Annotated in this window: 12 protein-coding genes; 7 read left to right on the top strand and 5 right to left on the bottom strand. The window is 57.7% G+C overall.

Translation table 11 applies throughout. The annotated features are described in order from the left end of the window. Positions 1 to 9: 9 nt before the first annotated feature. Together CKW09_RS20635 and CKW09_RS20630 are read right to left on the bottom strand one after the other, a co-directional pair. Positions 10 to 1,410 (bottom strand): glycoside-pentoside-hexuronide (GPH):cation symporter, encoded by a 1,401-nt coding sequence (locus tag CKW09_RS20635; protein WP_061798601.1) that lies wholly within the window; start codon positions 1,408 to 1,410, stop codon positions 10 to 12. A gap of 197 nt (positions 1,411 to 1,607) precedes the next feature. After that, entirely contained in the window at positions 1,608 to 2,984 is a 1,377-nt protein-coding gene (locus CKW09_RS20630) for an amino acid permease (RefSeq protein ID WP_061798602.1), read from the bottom strand. Between the two features lie 632 nt (positions 2,985 to 3,616). On the opposite strand from CKW09_RS20630, the gene pdhR reads away from it, so the two are divergent. From pdhR to yacL, 6 genes are all read left to right on the top strand, one after another. Beyond that, entirely contained in the window at positions 3,617 to 4,381 is a 765-nt protein-coding gene (pdhR, locus tag CKW09_RS20625; RefSeq protein WP_004937490.1) for a pyruvate dehydrogenase complex transcriptional repressor PdhR, read from the top strand. A gap of 165 nt (positions 4,382 to 4,546) precedes the next feature. After that, on the top strand, positions 4,547 to 7,210 hold the full coding sequence (gene aceE, locus CKW09_RS20620; RefSeq protein WP_061798604.1) for a pyruvate dehydrogenase (acetyl-transferring), homodimeric type: 2,664 nt from the start codon (positions 4,547 to 4,549) through the stop codon (positions 7,208 to 7,210). Positions 7,211 to 7,223: 13 nt separating this feature from the next. Next, on the top strand, positions 7,224 to 9,101 hold the full coding sequence (gene aceF, locus CKW09_RS20615; protein ID WP_061798606.1) for a pyruvate dehydrogenase complex dihydrolipoyllysine-residue acetyltransferase: 1,878 nt from the start codon (positions 7,224 to 7,226) through the stop codon (positions 9,099 to 9,101). Positions 9,102 to 9,335: 234 nt separating this feature from the next. After that, positions 9,336 to 10,760, top strand: coding sequence for a dihydrolipoyl dehydrogenase (gene lpdA / locus CKW09_RS20610; RefSeq protein ID WP_061798702.1), 1,425 nt, complete (start codon positions 9,336 to 9,338; stop codon positions 10,758 to 10,760). A 461-nt stretch (positions 10,761 to 11,221) separates the two neighbouring features. Then, positions 11,222 to 13,819, top strand: a complete 2,598-nt coding sequence (acnB, locus tag CKW09_RS20605; protein WP_061798608.1) for a bifunctional aconitate hydratase 2/2-methylisocitrate dehydratase — start codon at positions 11,222 to 11,224, stop codon at positions 13,817 to 13,819. A 204-nt stretch (positions 13,820 to 14,023) separates the two neighbouring features. Continuing rightward, the gene (gene yacL, locus CKW09_RS20600; protein ID WP_061798610.1) at positions 14,024 to 14,386 is read left to right on the top strand and encodes a protein YacL; all 363 of its coding nucleotides are present in this window, start codon (positions 14,024 to 14,026) and stop codon (positions 14,384 to 14,386) included. A 34-nt stretch (positions 14,387 to 14,420) separates the two neighbouring features. Here the strand turns inward: yacL and speD are convergent, their stop codons facing one another. The 3 genes from speD to CKW09_RS20585 all read right to left on the bottom strand — a co-directional run bounded on the left by speD (position 14,421) and on the right by CKW09_RS20585 (position 16,657). Next, positions 14,421 to 15,215, bottom strand: a complete 795-nt coding sequence (speD, locus tag CKW09_RS20595) for an adenosylmethionine decarboxylase (protein WP_061798612.1) — start codon at positions 15,213 to 15,215, stop codon at positions 14,421 to 14,423. 108 nt (positions 15,216 to 15,323) lie between these two features. Beyond that, positions 15,324 to 16,184 carry a polyamine aminopropyltransferase gene (gene speE / locus CKW09_RS20590; RefSeq protein ID WP_061798614.1) on the bottom strand — a complete coding sequence of 287 codons (861 nt, stop codon included), beginning with the start codon at positions 16,182 to 16,184 and terminating at the stop codon, positions 15,324 to 15,326. 125 nt (positions 16,185 to 16,309) lie between these two features. Next, a complete protein-coding gene (locus CKW09_RS20585) occupies positions 16,310 to 16,657 on the bottom strand; it encodes a YacC family pilotin-like protein (RefSeq protein WP_061798704.1) in 348 nt (115 codons plus the stop codon). Between the two features lie 171 nt (positions 16,658 to 16,828). Between CKW09_RS20585 and cueO the strand changes: the two genes are divergently transcribed. Beyond that, the gene (cueO, locus tag CKW09_RS20580; protein WP_061798616.1) at positions 16,829 to 18,457 is read left to right on the top strand and encodes a multicopper oxidase CueO; all 1,629 of its coding nucleotides are present in this window, start codon (positions 16,829 to 16,831) and stop codon (positions 18,455 to 18,457) included. The last annotated feature ends 30 nt before the right edge of the window (positions 18,458 to 18,487 follow it).

Below are 18,487 nucleotides of genomic sequence, written 5' to 3'. Positions count from 1 at the left end.
GCGGATTCCTTACGGGTGTTTGGTTTCGAGCTGCTGTTCGCGATAGTCGACCAGCTCCTGATAATTAACGCGGCGCTTTTCCAGATCGATTTGAATTTGCCGCATCAATTGGCGATCGACCTTCAGCAGGCGTACCACGCCGGCGGTAATCAGGTAGCCGATGCCGGGGATAACGGTAAACAACAGCACTATGCAGTTGAGCGCGCCGGCGCTTTGGCTGGCGGCCTCCGCCTGGTAGCCGGACATCGACATCAGGAAACCGACCATGGAGCCGGCTACCGCCAAACCGACTTTCAGAAAGAATAAATTGCCGGAGAAGCTGATGCCGGTGACGCGTTTGCCGGTTTTCCACTCGCCATAGTCGTCCACGTCGGCCATCAGCGACCAGTGCAGCGGCGAGGGGATCTGGTGCAGGATATTGAGCAGGAAATAGGCGGCCACGATGAGCGCGGTCAGGTGCGGGTTGAGGAAGTAAAAGCCGCAGGAAAACGCCGCCAGCAGGATGTTGGTCCAAAAGAACACTTTCAGTTTGCAGAAGCGATCGGTGAGCGGTTTCGCCAGCGCGCTGCCGATCATCATGCCGACGACGCCCAGCGCGATAAACAGGCTGGCGAACGAGGCCGACTGTTGCATTACGTAAGTCACGTAATACATGGTCGCCGCCATGCGGATAAAGCCGGGGCATACGTTGCAAAAGGTCAGCAGCAGAATGCGCACCCACTGATCGTTTTTCCACACGTCTCTCAGATCTGACTTGAGCGCATCGTGGCTCGGCACCGCCGGGCGTATGCGCTCTTTGACCGTGGCAAAGCAGAACAGGAACATCAGCAGGGCGATCAGCGCCAGCACGCCCATGGCCATCTGATAGCCGCGCGCCCTGTCGGCGCCGCCGAACCATTCGGCCATCGGCAACAGGGTCAGCGACAGGATCAGCGTAGCGATGCCGACCAGGATAAAGCGGTAGGACTGACAGGATACCCGCTCGTGCGGATCGGCGGTGATGACGCCGCCCAGCGAACAGTAGGGAATGTTGATGGCGGTATAGGTGAGCGACATCAAAAAGTAGGTGGCAAAGGCGTAGACCACCTTGCTGTTATAGCTCCATTCCGGCGTCGTAAACATCAATACGCTGAATAGCACATAGGGCAGCGAAACCCACAGCAGCCAGGGACGGAAGCGCCCCCAACGGCTTTGCGTGCGATCGGCTATCGCGCCCATAATCGGATCGGTAATGGCATCCAACACCCTGACCGACAGCAGCAGGATACCGACCAGCGCCGGGGTCAGCCCAAAGATGTCGGTATAAAAATAATTGAGAAACAGCATGATCGCTCCGCCGATCATGTTGCAGCCGGCATCTCCCATGCCGTAACCAATCTTTTCTTTTATCGATAGGGCATTGCTCTTCATGGACATTTTCTCCGGGCCGGCAGGATTTTACCGAGTGGCAACGATTATTGTTCCGGCTGGCGGCGAGTTATCAGAAATTAATGGTTGTAGAGATGGACAAACCGGCCGTGGCGGAGAAACTGTGAGCCAGTTTGCAAAATAGGCGGGAAATAAAATGGCCCGCATCAGCGGGCCATGAAATGCGAGGGGGCGCAGCCTCAGCGGCTGGTGGCGCCGGCGATGCGTTGGCTGCGCTGCTTGATGGCGTAGCCGATGGCCAGAATCGCCACCCATACCGGGATCAGCAGCACCGAGATTCGAATGCCCGGCGTCAGGTACATGATAACCAGAATGCCGGCCATAAACAGCAGGCACAAATAGTTGCTGAACGGGTACCAGAAGGCTTTGAACTTCGGCTCTACGCCTTCGCGATCCTTGGCGGCGCGGAACTTCAGATGCGCCAGGCTGATCATCGCCCAGTTAATCACCAGCGCCGATACCACCAGCGCCATCAGCAGTTCGAAGGCGCGCCCCGGGATCAGGTAGTTGATCAGCACGCAGAATGCGGTGGCGAGGGCGGAAACGCCGATGGCGATCACCGGCACGCCGCGGCCGTCGACCTTCAGCAGGCTTTTCGGCCCGTTGCCCTGTTGCGCCAGACCGTACAGCATGCGGCTGTTGCAATATACGCAGCTGTTGTACACCGACAGCGCGGCGGTCAGCACCACGATGTTCAGCACGGTCGCCACCAGGTTGCTGTTCAGCGCGTGGAAGATCAGCACGAACGGGCTGCCGCCTTCGACCACTTTGCCCCACGGGTACAGCGAAAGCAGAATGGTCAGCGAGCCGATGTAGAAGATCAGGATGCGGTAGATCACCTGGTTGGTGGCTTTGGGAATGCTTTTCTGCGGGTTGTCGGCTTCCGCGGCGGTGATGCCGACCAGCTCGAGGCCGCCGAACGAGAACATGATCACCGCCATCGCCATCACCAACCCCATGATGCCGTTCGGGAAGAACCCGCCCTGCGCCCACAGGTTGGTGACGGTGGCTTCCGGGCCGCCCATGCCGCTGAACAGCAGGTAGGCGCCGAAGACGATCATGCCGATGATCGCCACCACCTTGATGATGGCGAACCAGAATTCCATCTCGCCGTAGACCTTCACGTTGGCCAGGTTGATGGCGTTGATCGCCAGGAAGAACACCGCGGCGGACACCCAGGTGGGGATCTCCGGCCACCAGTACTGCACGTAGATGCCGACCGCGGTCAGTTCCGCCATCGCCACCAGCACGTACAGCACCCAGTAGTTCCAACCGGAAGCGAAGCCGGCGAAGTTGCCCCAGTATTTGTAAGCGAAGTGGCTGAACGAACCGGCCACCGGCTCCTCAACCACCATTTCGCCGAGCTGGCGCATGATCAGAAACGCGATGAAACCGCCAATGGCATAGCCGAGAATGACCGACGGGCCGGCCATTTTTATTGTTTGAGCGATACCGAGGAATAGCCCGGTACCTATTGCGCCACCTAAGGCAATAAGCTGAATATGCCGGTTTTTGAGGCCGCGTTTCAGCTGGTCGCCATGCTGTTGACCATCCATCAATCAAACCCTCTGTCGTTGCAGAATTACGCACATGCTGTAAAGCAGTGGTTACGATGTGTGTTTTGTTTTATTTACGGCGTTATAGCTATTAATTCCACGGCGCCGCTACCGTTTGGCAAAGAATAATGTTATGCGCGTCAGTTTGCACCTGCTTTGTCGTGTGAGTGATTAAGATTTCAGCAGTTTAGGAAACAAAATGCGGGTTGTGTGACGGCAGGGGGGATTCAGTGCATGAAATAAGCAACAAATCACATAATGCGCAAAAATAACGTAGATAAGACCTTTTTTCCGCGTTCAAATAGTAAACAGCCGATGGCCGGGCAGTTGGCGAAATAGCCATTCATTAAAGCTTAATAATCATGCAATAAAACTCGGGCAAAAAGTTTGCACTCTGCCTGATGTAAGGTTTGGTAAAAGTTAAAACCAACGCCTGGCGCGTAAAGGGGATTACCGGCCCGGCGCGACCGGCCTGCGGCGGGCTTTTAATCGGGGTGTTAAAATGTGCGGGTAACCTGATTTCGATCAAGGGCCATATGGACAGGAGGTGAATACTTTGTTACTTTACCGTCACGTTTTTGAAATTGGTATTACCAATTGACTCCGCGCCATTCGCAGAGATGAATTCACCCATGGCCTACAGCAAAATCCGCCAACCCAAGTTGTCAGACGTTATCGAGCAGCAGCTCGAATACCTGATCCTCGAGGGAACGCTGCGTCCAGGCGAAAAGCTGCCTCCGGAGCGCGAGCTGGCGAAACAATTTGATGTTTCCCGCCCTTCTCTGAGAGAGGCCATCCAGCGCTTGGAAGCTAAAGGGCTGCTCCTGCGCCGTCAGGGCGGCGGCACCTTTGTACAAACTAATCTGTGGCAGAGCTTCAGCGATCCGCTGGCTGAACTGCTGGCCGACCATCCTGAATCACAATTCGATCTGCTGGAAACCCGTCACGCGCTGGAAGGCATTGCCGCCTATTACGCGGCGCTGCGCGGCACCGATGAAGATCTGGCGCGCATCCGCGATTGCCACATAGTGATTCAGCAGGCCCAGGACAGCGGCGATCTCGACGCCGAAGCCGACGCGGTCATGCAGTACCAAATCGCCGTGACCGAAGCTGCCCACAACGTTGTGTTGCTGCACCTGCTACGCTGCATGGGGCCGATGCTGGAACAGAACGTGCGTCAGAACTTTGAATTGCTCTACTCGCGCCGTGAGATGTTGGCAAAAGTGAGCAGCCACCGCGCCGGGATTTTTGAGGCGATTGTGGCACGCGAGCCGGAAAAGGCCCGTGAAGCCTCGCACCGCCACTTGGCGTTTATCGAGGAAATCTTGCTGGATCTCAGTCGGGAGCATACCCGCCGCGAGAGATCGCTACGGCGTCTCCAGCAACGCAAGGATTAAGAACCCTGCTCTTCAGGGCACACCAGCCTGCGGAGTTTAGGTTCGAGGTACTTAGTTAAGTACTTAAGCGGCAACTAAACTGATGGGCCTGTCTTCGTGTGTTTTGCCACAGAACACAGGAAGACAGGCTCCAAACAAACCATTAGACAGATAAGGAATACCACCATGTCAGAACGTTTAAACAATGACGTGGATCCGATCGAAACCCGCGACTGGCTGCAGGCGATCGAATCGGTCATCCGTGAAGAGGGTGTTGAGCGAGCTCAGTTTCTGATTGATCAGGTATTGGGAGAAGCCCGCAAGGGCGGTGTTAGCGTGGCAGCAGGCGCTGCGGCCAACAACTACATCAACACCATCGCGGTAGAAGACGAACCTGCTTACCCAGGCAACCTGGATCTGGAGCGCCGTATTCGTTCAGCGATCCGCTGGAACGCGATCATGACCGTTCTGCGCGCATCCAAGAAAGACCTGGACCTGGGCGGCCACATGGCTTCCTTCCAGTCTTCCGCGACCTTCTATGAAGTCTGCTTTAACCACTTCTTCCGCGCACGCAACGAGCAAGACGGCGGCGATCTGGTTTACTTCCAGGGCCACATCTCTCCGGGCGTTTACGCGCGCGCCTTCCTTGAAGGCCGTCTCACCGAAGAACAAATGAACAACTTCCGTCAGGAAGTTCACGGCAAAGGTCTGTCCTCTTATCCGCATCCAAAACTGATGCCGGAATTCTGGCAGTTCCCGACCGTATCCATGGGCCTGGGCCCAATCAGCGCCATCTATCAGGCGAAGTTCCTGAAATATCTGGAACACCGCGGCCTGAAAAACACCGCTGAGCAAACCGTTTACGCCTTCCTGGGCGACGGCGAGATGGACGAACCGGAATCCAAGGGCGCCATCACCATCGCGACCCGCGAGAAGCTGGACAACCTGGTGTTCGTCATCAACTGCAACCTGCAGCGCCTGGACGGCCCGGTCACCGGCAACGGCAAGATCATCAACGAACTGGAAGGCATCTTCTCCGGCGCAGGCTGGCAGGTGCTGAAAGTGATCTGGGGCGGCCGTTGGGATGAACTGCTGCGCAAAGACACCAGCGGCAAACTGGTTCAGCTGATGAACGAGACCTTGGACGGCGACTACCAGACCTTCAAATCCAAAGACGGCGCTTACGTGCGCGAGCACTTCTTCGGCCGTTACCCGGAAACCGCGGCGCTGGTCAAAGACATGACCGACGACGAAATCTGGGCGCTGAACCGTGGCGGTCACGATCCGAAGAAAGTCTTTGCCGCACTGAAAAAAGCGCAGGATACCAAAGGCAAACCAACCGTAATCCTGGCCCACACCATCAAAGGTTACGGCATGGGTGAAACTGCGGAAGGTAAAAACATCGCGCACCAGGTGAAGAAAATGAACATGGAAGGGGTTCACCACTTCCGCGATCGTTTCAACGTGCCGGTTGCCGATGCCGACATCGAAAAACTGCCGTACATCACCTTCGAGAAAGATTCCGAAGAGTACAAATACCTGCACGAACGTCGTCAGGCGCTGAAAGGCTACGTGCCTACCCGCTTGCCGGAGTTCACCCAGAAGCTGGAAATGCCGGCGCTGGAAGACTTCAGCTCGCTGCTGGAAGAGCAGAACAAAGAGATCTCCACCACTATCGCCTTCGTGCGTGCCCTGAACGTGATGCTGAAGAACAAGTCGATCAAAGATCGCCTGGTGCCCATCATCGCCGACGAAGCGCGTACCTTCGGTATGGAAGGCCTGTTCCGTCAGATCGGCATCTACAGCCCTAACGGCCAGCAGTACACCCCGCAGGACCGCGAGCAGGTTGCCTACTACAAAGAAGACGAGAAAGGCCAGATCCTGCAGGAAGGCATCAACGAACTGGGCGCAGCCTCTTCATGGTTGGCCGCAGCGACGTCCTACAGCACCAACGATCTGCCGATGATCCCGTTCTACATCTACTACTCGATGTTCGGTTTCCAGCGTATCGGTGACCTGTGCTGGGCGGCGGGCGACCAACAGGCGCGCGGCTTCCTGATCGGCGGTACTTCAGGCCGTACCACCCTGAACGGCGAAGGTCTGCAGCACGAAGACGGCCACAGCCACATTCAGTCCCTGACTATCCCTAACTGCATCTCTTACGATCCCGCTTACGCATACGAAGTGGCGGTGATCATGCACGACGGTCTGGTGCGCATGTACGGCGACAACCCGGAAAACGTGTACTACTACCTGACCACGCTGAACGAAAACTACCACATGCCGGCCATGCCGCAGGGCGCAGAAGAAGGCATCCGCAAGGGTATCTACAAGCTGGAAACTCTGGAAGGCAGCAAAGGCAAGGTGCAGCTGCTGGGCTCGGGCTCCATCCTGCGCCACGTGCGTGAAGCCGCGCAGATCCTGGCGAAAGACTACGGCGTGGGTTCCGACACCTACAGCGTCACCTCGTTCACCGAACTGGCGCGCGACGGCCAGGACTGCGAGCGTTGGAACATGCTGCACCCAACCGAAGCGCCACGCGTGCCTTACATCGCTCAGGTGATGAGCGATGCGCCTGCGGTAGCCTCTACCGACTACATGAAACTGTTCGCAGAGCAGGTTCGTACTTACGTTCCAGCCAGCGATTACCGCGTACTGGGCACTGACGGCTTCGGTCGTTCAGACAGCCGCGAGAATCTGCGTCACCACTTCGAAGTCGATGCGTCTTACGTGGTGGTTGCCGCCCTGGGTGAACTGGCTAAACGCGGTGAAATCGAAGCTTCTGTGGTAGCCGATGCGATTAAGAAATTCGACATCAACCCAGAAAAAGTTAACCCGCGTCTGGCTTAAGAGGTACTGAATAATGTCTATCGAAATCAACGTACCGGACATCGGTGCAGACGAAGTCGAAATCACCGAGATCCTGGTGAAGGTTGGCGATAAGGTTGAAGCTGAACAATCGCTGATCACCGTGGAGGGCGACAAGGCCTCCATGGAAGTGCCATCCCCGCAGGCGGGCGTGGTGAAAGAAATCAAAGTGGCGGTCGGCGATAAAACCGAAACCGGCAAACTGATCATGATCTTCGACGCCGAAGGCGCGGCGCAGGCCGCACCGGCGGCCAAAGCGGAAGAAAAACCGGCGGCGGCTCCCGCTGCGCCGGCTGCCGCTGCAGCCAAAGACGTTGAAGTGCCGGACATCGGCGCCGACGAAGTCGAAGTGACCGAGATCCTGGTGAAAGTGGGCGACAAGGTGGAAGCCGAGCAGTCCCTGATCACCGTTGAAGGCGACAAGGCTTCGATGGAAGTGCCGGCGCCGTTCGCGGGCACCGTTAAAGAGATCAAGATCGCGACCGGCGACAAAGTGAAAACCGGCTCCCTGATCATGGTGTTCGACGTGGCCGGCGCAGCCTCCGCTGCGGCCCCGGCTGCGGCTGAAGCCCCTGCCGCCGCTGCAGCGCCTGCGGCCTCTGCGGCCAAAGACGTCGCCGTGCCGGACATCGGCGGCGACGAAGTCGAAGTGACCGAAGTGATGGTCAAGGTCGGCGACAAGGTTGCCGCCGAGCAGTCGCTGATCACCGTTGAAGGCGACAAGGCTTCGATGGAAGTGCCGGCGCCGTTCGCGGGTACCGTTAAAGAGATCAAGATCAACACCGGCGACAAAGTGAAAACCGGTTCTCTGATCATGGTGTTCGAAGTGGAAGGCGCTGCGCCGGCCGCTGCCCCTGCTGCGCAAGCCGCACCGGCGCCGGCCAGGCAGGAAGCCGCAGCCCCTGCACCGGCCGCGAAAGCCGAGAGCAAAGGCGAGTTCACCGAGAACGCCGCCTATGTGCACGCCACCCCGGTTATCCGCCGTCTGGCGCGCGAGTTCGGCGTAAACCTGGCGAAAGTGAAGGGCACCGGTCGTAAGGGCCGCATCCTGCGCGAAGACGTTCAGGCTTACGTTAAAGACGCGGTGAAACGCGCCGAAGCCGCTCCAGCCGCTGCCGGCGGCGGTCTGCCAGGCATGCTGCCATGGCCGAAAGTGGACTTCAGCAAGTTCGGCGAGATCGAAGAAGTCGAAATGGGCCGCATCCAGAAAATCTCTGGCGCCAACCTGAGCCGCAACTGGGTGATGATCCCGCACGTGACTCACTTCGACAAAACCGACATCACCGATCTGGAAGCTTTCCGCAAGCAGCAGAACGAAGAAGCCGCCAAGCGCAAGCTGGACGTGAAGTTCACCCCGGTGGTGTTCATCATGAAAGCCGTCGCCGCCGCTCTGGAGCAGATGCCGCGTTTCAACAGCTCGCTGTCCGAAGATGGCCAGAAGCTGACGCTGAAAAAATACATCAACGTCGGCGTGGCGGTAGATACGCCGAATGGCCTGGTGGTTCCGGTATTCAAAGATGTGAACAAGAAGAGCATCACCGAACTGTCTCGCGAGCTGATGGCTATCTCCAAGAAAGCCCGCGACGGCAAGCTGACCGCAGGCGAAATGCAGGGCGGTTGCTTCACCATCTCCAGCCTGGGCGGTATCGGGACGACTCACTTCGCGCCTATCGTCAACGCGCCGGAAGTGGCTATCCTGGGCGTCTCCAAGTCTGCGATGGAGCCGGTGTGGAACGGTAAAGAGTTCGTGCCGCGTCTGATGATGCCGATGTCGCTCTCCTTCGACCACCGCGTCATCGACGGTGCAGATGGTGCGCGTTTCATCACCATCATCAACAATATGCTGTCTGACATTCGCCGTCTGGTGATGTAATAGAAAAGGGGCGCAGTTATGCTGCGCCCTTATCGCTTCAGCAGCAGTTTTGTCGGGTTTTGCATGACTCGACAAAATTGTTGAGACACGGGTCACTCGAACACGCTTTGCAGTTTATTAACAATTCTGTAAACTGCTCGCGGTGTAAGCGTCCCGGTGGATGAAGGGCGTTATGAGATCGATTAGCAATAAAAATGACGTCTGACCCGCCGGACAACTAATTAAGAGGTCATGATGAGTACTGAAATTAAAACTCAGGTCGTGGTACTTGGGGCGGGCCCGGCAGGTTACTCTGCTGCCTTTCGTTGCGCTGACTTAGGTCTTGAAACCGTTCTGGTTGAACGTTATTCCACTCTGGGCGGGGTTTGCCTGAACGTGGGATGTATCCCTTCCAAAGCACTGCTGCACGTTGCCAAAGTGATCGAAGAAGCCAAAGCGCTGGCCGAGCACGGCATCGTTTTCGGCGAGCCGAAAACCGACATCGACAAAGTGCGCGTCTGGAAAGAAAAAGTCATCAATCAGCTGACCGGCGGTCTGGCTGGCATGGCCAAAGGCCGTAAAGTGAAAGTGGTCAACGGCCTGGGCAAATTTACCGGCGCTAACACCCTGGTTGTCGAAGGCGAAAATGGCCCGACCACCATCAACTTCGATAACGCCATCATCGCCGCAGGTTCCCGTCCGATCCAACTGCCATTCATTCCTCATGAAGATCCACGCGTGTGGGACTCTACCGATGCGCTGGAGCTGAAAACCGTCCCAGAGCGTCTGCTGGTCATGGGCGGCGGCATCATCGGCCTGGAAATGGGCACCGTATACCATGCGCTGGGTTCGCAGATCGACGTGGTCGAAATGTTCGATCAGGTTATCCCGGCTGCAGATAAAGACGTGGTGAAAGTCTTCACCAAACGCATCAGCAAGCAGTTCAACCTGATGCTGGAAACCAAAGTGACCGCGGTAGAAGCCAAAGAAGACGGCATCTACGTCACGATGGAAGGTAAAAAAGCGCCGGCAGAACCGCAGCGCTACGACGCGGTACTGGTGGCCATCGGCCGCGTGCCGAACGGCAAACTGCTGGATGCCGGCAAAGCCGGTGTTGAAGTCGACGACCGCGGCTTCATCAACGTCGACAAACAGCTGCGCACCAACGTGCCGCACATTTTCGCTATCGGCGACATCGTCGGTCAGCCGATGCTGGCGCACAAAGGCGTGCACGAAGGCCACGTTGCCGCGGAAGTGATCGCCGGCATGAAGCACTACTTCGACCCGAAAGTGATCCCGTCAATCGCTTACACCGAGCCGGAAGTTGCATGGGTGGGTCTGACCGAGAAAGAAGCGAAAGAGAAAGGCATCAGCTACGAAACCTCCACCTTCCCGTGGGCGGCTTCCGGCCGTGCGATCGCTTCCGACTGTGCGGACGGCATGACCAAACTGATCTTCGACAAAGAAACTCACCGCATCATCGGTGGCGCGATTGTCGGCACCAACGGCGGCGAGCTGCTGGGTGAAATCGGTCTGGCCATCGAGATGGGTTGCGACGCGGAAGACATCGCGCTGACCATCCACGCTCACCCGACCCTGCACGAATCCGTAGGCCTGGCGGCAGAGATCTACGAAGGCAGCATCACCGACCTGCCTAACCCGAAAGCCAAGAAGAAGTAATTCTGCTGGTTTGACCGGTTAACAAGCGGCTCCTGAAAAGGGGCCGTTTTTTTATGCGTCGAAGGCGGTAAAAGGCCGCTCAATGAGGCGTCCTTTCCTCTCAAATTTTGATCCCCACACCTTATAACCATTGCAAATGCATGGTTATCGTGTTGTGCTCTTGGCGCTGAGCTTGGTCGTTTCCCATAGTCGGCTCCCGGCGTTGGGCCAGCCTGATATACAGCCGATTACACTGTGCTCAACGATTCAGCAAAGATTTAATGTTGCTTTTATGTGAACGAATTAACAACCGTTTCAAATCCTGATATGCTGGCTGAGCGGAACCGGGCACTGTACCTTACAGTCCAGGACATCGACAGCAGTGCCCCGTCAGGATAGATGGCATCAATTCGCCGTGCGCTAAACGGTTTGAATATAAAACGCCAGGCACAATAAATGACAATGAGAGCGAGGAGAACGTCGTGCTAGAAGAATACCGTAAGCACGTAGCCGAGCGTGCTGCTGAGGGCATTGCCCCTAAGCCGTTAGACGCCACCCAAATGGCCGCGCTGGTCGAATTATTAAAGAATCCGCCAAAAGGCGAAGAAGAATTCCTGTTAGACCTGCTGATTAATCGTGTTCCACCGGGCGTCGACGAAGCCGCCTACGTCAAAGCAGGTTTCCTGGCGGCCATCGCCAAAGGTGAAGCGACATCCCCCCTGGTTACCCCCGAGAAAGCCATCGAACTGTTAGGCACCATGCAGGGCGGTTACAACATTCACCCGCTGATTGACGCGCTGGATAACGAAAAGCTGGCGCCGATCGCCGCCAAAGCGCTGTCCCACACGCTGCTGATGTTCGACAACTTCTACGACGTGGAAGAAAAGGCCAAGGCCGGCAATCTGTACGCCAAGCAGATCATGCAATCCTGGGCCGATGCCGACTGGTATCTGTCGCGCCCTGAACTGGCGGAAAAAATCACCGTCACCGTATTCAAAGTCACCGGCGAAACCAATACCGATGACCTGTCGCCGGCGCCGGACGCCTGGTCGCGCCCGGATATCCCGCTGCATGCCCTGGCGATGCTGAAGAACGAACGTGAAGGCATCGTGCCGGATCAACCGGGCAGCGTCGGCCCGATCAAACAGATTGAGCTGCTGAACAAGAAAGGCTTCCCGCTGGCCTACGTCGGCGACGTGGTCGGCACCGGCTCTTCCCGTAAGTCCGCCACCAACTCGGTGCTGTGGTTTATGGGCGACGACATCCCGCACGTGCCGAACAAACGCGGCGGCGGCGTGGTGCTGGGCGGCAAGATTGCGCCAATCTTCTTCAACACCATGGAAGATGCCGGCGCATTGCCGATCGAAGTGGACGTCTCCGAGCTGAATATGGGCGACGTGATCGACGTTTACCCGTACAAGGGCGAAGTGCGCAACCACGAAACCGGCGAGTTGATCGCCAACTTCGAATTGAAAACCGACGTGCTGCTGGATGAAGTGCGCGCCGGCGGCCGTATTCCGCTGATCATCGGCCGCGGCCTGACCACCAAGGCGCGCGAAGCGCTGGGCCTGCCGCACAGCGACGTGTTCCGCATCGCCAAGCCGATCGCCGCCAGCAGCAAGGGCTTCTCGCTGGCGCAAAAAATGGTTGGCCGCGCCTGCGGCGTTGCCGGCATTCGCCCTGGCGAATACTGCGAACCGAAGATGACTTCGGTGGGCTCGCAGGACACCACCGGCCCGATGACCCGCGACGAGCTGAAAGATCTGGCCTGTCTGGGCTTCTCCGCCGATCTGGTGATGCAGTCGTTCTGCCATACCGCCGCTTACCCGAAACCGGTCGACGTGACGACCCACCACACGCTGCCTGACTTCATCATGAACCGCGGCGGCGTTTCGCTGCGCCCCGGCGACGGCGTTATCCACTCCTGGTTGAACCGCATGCTGCTGCCGGACACCGTCGGCACCGGCGGCGATTCCCACACCCGCTTCCCGATCGGCATCTCCTTCCCGGCCGGTTCCGGCCTGGTGGCGTTCGCCGCGGCTACCGGCGTAATGCCGCTGGACATGCCTGAATCGGTGCTGGTGCGTTTCAAAGGCAAAATGCAGCCGGGCATCACCCTGCGCGACCTGGTGCACGCCATCCCTTATTATGCGATCCAGCAAGGTTTGCTGACCGTCGAGAAGAAGGGCAAGAAGAACATCTTCTCCGGCCGCATTCTGGAGATCGAAGGCCTGCCGGATCTGAAGGTCGAGCAGGCGTTCGAGCTGACCGACGCCTCCGCCGAGCGTTCCGCCGCCGGCTGCACCATCAAGCTGGACAAGGCGCCGATCGAAGAGTACCTGAACTCCAACATCGTGCTGCTGAAGTGGATGATTTCCGAAGGCTACGGCGATCGCCGCACGCTGGAGCGCCGCATTCAGGGCATGGAAAAATGGTTGGCGGATCCGCAATTGCTGGAAGGCGACGCGGATGCGGAATATGCCGCGGTGATCGACATCGATCTGGCGGAAATCACCCAGCCAATTCTGTGCGCGCCAAACGATCCGGACGATGCGCGTTTGCTGTCCGACGTGGCCAACAGCAAAATTGATGAGGTATTCATCGGTTCCTGCATGACCAACATCGGTCACTTCCGCGCGGCCGGCAAGCTGCTGGATCAGCACAAGGGCCAGTTGCCGACCCGCCTGTGGGTGGCGCCGCCAACCAAGATGGATGCGGCTCAGCTGACCGAAGAGGGCTACTACAGCGTATTCGGCAAGAGCGGCGCGCGCATCGAGATCCCGGGCTGTTCATTGTGCATGGGCAACCAAGCGCGCGTGGCGGACGGCGCGACGGTGGTATCCACCTCCACCCGTAACTTCCCGAACCGCTTGGGCACCGGCGCCAACGTCTACCTGGCTTCGGCCGAGCTGGCGGCGGTCGCTTCGCTGCTGGGCCGTTTGCCGACGCCGGACGAGTACCAGACCTATATGGCGCAGGTCGACAAGACTGCAGCGGACACCTACCGCTATCTGAACTTTGACCAGTTGGGGCAGTACACCGAAAAAGCCGACGGCGTGATCTTCCAAACCGCCGTTTAAGCCGCGTTAACCAAATCATTCGCACTGCGGCAAGGCGGCCAACGCCGTTGCAATTCGAAAAATGATGGGTAATATTGCGCAACTGTTTAACGGGAGGCCTTGGCCTCCCGTTTTATTTTGCTCAGTTGCCAACTTTGCGAGCGCTCACTGAGTTAGTCATCCAGTAATGTTTACACTAAGAAAAAGGGCTCGGGAGGGCGTGCTATGGATTACGAATTTCTGCGTGACGTCACCGGTCAGGTGATAGTCAGATTTTCGATGGGGCATGAGGCAATCGGCCACTGGATCAACGAGGAAGTCAAAGGCGACTTCAACCTGCTGGATCGCATCGAGGCCGGTGCGGCCGAGGTGAAGGGCAGCGAGCGCCAATGGCAGCTGAATGGGCACGAATACACGCTGCTGATGGACGGCGAAGAAGTGATGATCCGCGCTAACCAGTTGGAGTTCGAAGGCGATGAGATGGAGGAGGGGATGAATTACTACGACGAAGAAAGCCTCTCATTCTGCGGCGTTGAGGATTTCTTACTGGTCTTGAAGGCCTACCGTTCGTTCATGTTGAAGTACTGAACGTAAGGGCGCGGCAGGCCGCGCCCGTTACCCATCACAGATGCGGAATATTGCGGCCGTAATAGATTTCCTGCATCTCTTTCCACAGCAGATCGGTGATTTCCTGGCGCTCGGCGGCGCCAAGCTCTTCCGGTTTGGCGTTGAACAGGTAATGCTTCAGATCGAAGTCCTTCAGTAACATCTTGGTATGGAAGATGTTTTCCTGATAAACATTCACGTCCATCATGTGGTACAGCGACTTGATATCCTCAGACATAAAGTTCTGGATCGAATTGATCTCATGATCGATGTAATGCTTCACGCCGTTCACGTCGCGGGTAAAGCCGCGCACGCGGTAATCCATGGTGACGATGTCGGATTCCAGCTGGTGGATCAGATAATTCAACGCCTTGAGCGGTGAAATCACGCCGCAGGTCGATACCTCGATATCGGCGCGGAAGGTGCATAACCCGCCTTCCGGATGGCTCTCCGGATAGGTGTGAACGCAAATGTGGCTCTTGTCCAGGTGCGCGACCACCGTGTTCGGCAGCGGGCCGGGATGTTCCGACGTATCTACGTCTTTCGGATCGACCGGCTCTTCGCTGACCAGAATGGTGACGCTGGCGCCCTGCGGCTCGTAGTCCTGACGTGCGATGTTCAGAATGTTGGCGCCAATGATCGAGCAGGTTTCGCTCAGGATCTCGGTCAGTCGATTGGCGTTGTATTGTTCGTCAATGTAGGCGATATAGCCGTCGCGGTCGTCCGCGGTTTTGGCGTAACAAATATCGTAAATACAAAAACTCAGGCTTTTGGTCAGGTTGTTGAAGCCGTGCAGTTTTAGCTTATGCAATTTGGTTCACCTCCTTTATCTTCTCACTTAACGTGTCACGTTCATTCTCGGCATAATCGAAGCCGCCTCTGCGTTGGCGGCGCTTGTTCAAGCGCTGCGCAACGCCAATTATTTCGGGCACAGGGCGTCGAGCAAATACTGCGGCAGAGCAAAGCTGCCCGCATGAATTGCCGGGTTGTAATAACGGCAGTTTAAACCGCGTTGATTAAAGCGTTGTTGCAGCTGGGCCAAATCGAGCTGGCGCAGCGCCGGGTTCTGGCTCGCCCAGGCGAAGGTCATGATGCCGCCGTAGTAGGTCGGGATCGCCGCCTGATAGAAGCTGACGTCGCCAAAATATTGGCTGAGCCTGGTGTGGCTGTTGATCGCTTCGTCCTGCTGCAGGAAGCAAACGCCGTTCTGCGCGACAAAGATGCCGCCCTCGTTCAGGCTGCGCGCGCATCCTTCATAGAACGCCGAGGTGAACAGGCTTTCGCCGGGGCCGATCGGGTCGGTGCAGTCGGAGATAATCACATCGAATTTTTCGGCGGTCTGATTGACGAAGTTGACGCCGTCGTCGATCACCAGCCTGAAGCGCGGATCCTCGTAAGAACCGGCGTTGTGATTAGGCAGATAGCGGCGGCAGAACTCCACCACGCCGGCGTCGATCTCGACCATGGTGATCTGCTCTACGCCCGGGTGGCGACTGACTTCGCGCAGCATGCCGCCGTCGCCGCCGCCGATGATCAGCACTTTTTTCGCCGCGCCGTGCGCCAGCAGCGGCACGTGGGTCATCATTTCGTGATAGATGAACTCGTCGCGCTCGGTGGTTTGCACCACGCCGTCGAGCGCCATCACGCGCCCCAGCACCGGGTTTTCGAAAATCACCAGGTCCTGATGCTCGGTCTTCTCACGATACAGCACCTTCTCCACCGAGAAGTACTGGCCGAAGTTGGCATGCAGCGTTTCATACCAAATTTCTTTCTGGGTCATGTGCGGGAAACTCCGTAATAACAGCCATGAAAAATTGGCGCAACATCATAGCTAACTCTGCCGGGTGATGCACGGTTGAATTTCAGGCAGAGGTAGCGGCAGGCGGGGGAAAGGTGACGGCCAGATTAATTGGCGTAGGCCAGCAGGCTCAGCGAATCGCGCGCCAGCGATTTGCACTTGTTGGGGGTAGGGATAGCGATGCCACTGAGATCGCGATAGCTGTCTTCGCCCAGCGCCTTCATGTTGTAGCTATTATAGTTGCTCAGATCCCAGCGGTTTTGCTGGGCGAAATAAACGATGGCGCGTTTGATCTGCGCATTCGGCAAGTCGTTGTAGCCGCAATTATTTTTCAGATAAATAAATACCGCCGTCAGATCGGCCAGATCTTCCGCCTCGGATTCATTCAGCGCCAGACTGGCGTTGGAGAACCCCAGCATAGCCAGCAACAGCATCAGTAACGTTGTTTTTTTCATCATGAAAATAGACCTGTTTATCGTCAGCAGACGTTACCACACTTGCCTGTAAAGGCACCAAATTTTATTGCTCCGGGCTAACATAACCGTCAGTTAACGCTTGACCTTCCGCTAAGGGGAGGGTTTAGGCTGGCGGCGTTGAGTTATGTCACTGAGAAAAGGGAGTCAGCGATGTTACGCCGTGATTTTATCAAATTGACCGCCGCACTGGGCGCGGCTGGCGCATTACCGTTGTGGAGCCGCTCCGTCTGGGCGGCCGATTTGCCGGCGTTGCCGATCCCGCCGCTGCTGGCGCCGGATGCGCAGGGCAAGATCGCGTTGGCGCTGCAGGCTGGCGAAACCCGCTGGCTGCCCTCCGCCGCGACCAAAACCTGGGGCGTCAATGGGGCGCTGCTCGGGCCGGCGGTGCGTTTGCAACGCGGCGAACCGGTAACGGTCGATATCAAAAACAGCCTGCCCGAGGCCAGCACCGTTCACTGGCACGGCCTGGAAATTCCCGGCGACGTCGACGGCGGCCCACAGGCGCTGATCCAACCCGGCGCTACCCGCAGCGTTAACTTCACCATTAACCAGCCGGCGGCGACCTGTTGGTTCCACCCGCATACCCACGGCAAAACCGGCCATCAGGTGATGATGGGCCTGGCGGGGCTGGTGCTGCTGGAAGACCAAGAGAGCAGCGCGCTGCCGCTGCCCAAGACCTGGGGAAAGGATGATATCCCGGTGATCCTGCAGGACAAACGCCTGGGCAAAGATGCGCAGATCGAATATCAGCTGGACGTGATGAGCGCCGCCGTGGGTTGGTTTGGCGATCGGATGTTCACCAACGGCGCGCAGTACCCACAACATCTGGCGCCGCGCGGCTGGCTGCGGCTGCGCTTCCTCAACGGCTGCAACGCCCGTACGCTGACCCTGGCGGCCAGCGATAACCGGCCGCTGTACGTCATCGCCAGCGACGGCGGCTTCCTGGCCGCGCCGGTGAAGCTGAGCGAATTGCCGATGCTGATGGGCGAACGCTTCGAAGTGCTGGTGGACGCCTCCGACGGCAAGCCGTTCGACATCGTCACGCTGCCGGTGAAGCAAATGGGCATGACGTTGGCGCCGTTTGACCAGCCGCTGCCGGTGCTGCGCATACAGCCGTCGCTGGCGCAGGGGGTTAAAACCATGCCGGACAGCCTGGTGAAGCTGCCCGCATTGCCGCCGATGGCCGGCATTCAGGAACGCTGGCTGCAGCTGATGATGGACCCGCAGCTGGACAAACTGGGGATGCAGGCGCTGATGGACCGCTATGGCCACCAGGCGATGGCCGGCATGAGCATGGACCACGGCGCGAAGGGCGGCGGCGAAATGCAGGGGATGGACCACGGCGCCATGAAAGGAATGGACCACGGCAATATGCAGGGCATGGATCACGGCGCGATGAAAGGCATGGATCATGCGGCCAAGCCGTTCGATTTCAGCCACGGCAATATGATCAACGGCAAGGCGTTTGATATGACCAAGCCGATGTTCGCCGCCAAACGCGGCCAGTATGAAAAATGGACCATCTCCGGCGAAGGCGACATGATGCTGCACCCGTTCCATATTCATGGCACCCAGTTCCGCATTCTGTCGGAAAACGGCAAACCGCCGGCCGCTCATCGCAGCGGCTGGAAAGACACCGTACGCGTGGAAGGTTGGCGCAGCGAAGTGCTGGTGCGTTTCGATCATTCCGCCAGCGCCGAACATGCCTATATGGCGCACTGTCACCTGTTGGAGCATGAAGATACCGGCATGATGCTGGGCTTTACCGTCAGCGATTGATCCTTCCCGCAGGTGATTTGTGGCGGCGCG

This window comes from Serratia ficaria (genome assembly GCF_900187015.1).
In the GTDB taxonomy this organism is placed as follows: domain Bacteria; phylum Pseudomonadota; class Gammaproteobacteria; order Enterobacterales; family Enterobacteriaceae; genus Serratia; species Serratia ficaria.
The sequence above is the reverse complement of the archived record's forward strand: the minus strand, read 5'-3'. Positions and strand labels throughout refer to the sequence as shown.

What these genes read in the sequence shown, in the direction of transcription:
- CKW09_RS20585 (WP_061798704.1), bottom strand. Translation starts at nt 16,657, where the DNA reads ATGAAAAAAACAACGTTACTGATGCTGTTGCTGGCTATGCTGGGGTTC.
- pdhR (WP_004937490.1), top strand. Translation starts at nt 3,617, where the DNA reads ATGGCCTACAGCAAAATCCGCCAACCCAAGTTGTCAGACGTTATCGAG.
- speE (WP_061798614.1), bottom strand. Translation starts at nt 16,184, where the DNA reads ATGACCCAGAAAGAAATTTGGTATGAAACGCTGCATGCCAACTTCGGC.
- lpdA (WP_061798702.1), top strand. Translation starts at nt 9,336, where the DNA reads ATGAGTACTGAAATTAAAACTCAGGTCGTGGTACTTGGGGCGGGCCCG.
- CKW09_RS20635 (WP_061798601.1), bottom strand. Translation starts at nt 1,410, where the DNA reads ATGAAGAGCAATGCCCTATCGATAAAAGAAAAGATTGGTTACGGCATG.
- aceF (WP_061798606.1), top strand. Translation starts at nt 7,224, where the DNA reads ATGTCTATCGAAATCAACGTACCGGACATCGGTGCAGACGAAGTCGAA.
- aceE (WP_061798604.1), top strand. Translation starts at nt 4,547, where the DNA reads ATGTCAGAACGTTTAAACAATGACGTGGATCCGATCGAAACCCGCGAC.
- CKW09_RS20630 (WP_061798602.1), bottom strand. Translation starts at nt 2,984, where the DNA reads ATGGATGGTCAACAGCATGGCGACCAGCTGAAACGCGGCCTCAAAAAC.
- cueO (WP_061798616.1), top strand. Translation starts at nt 16,829, where the DNA reads ATGTTACGCCGTGATTTTATCAAATTGACCGCCGCACTGGGCGCGGCT.
- yacL (WP_061798610.1), top strand. Translation starts at nt 14,024, where the DNA reads ATGGATTACGAATTTCTGCGTGACGTCACCGGTCAGGTGATAGTCAGA.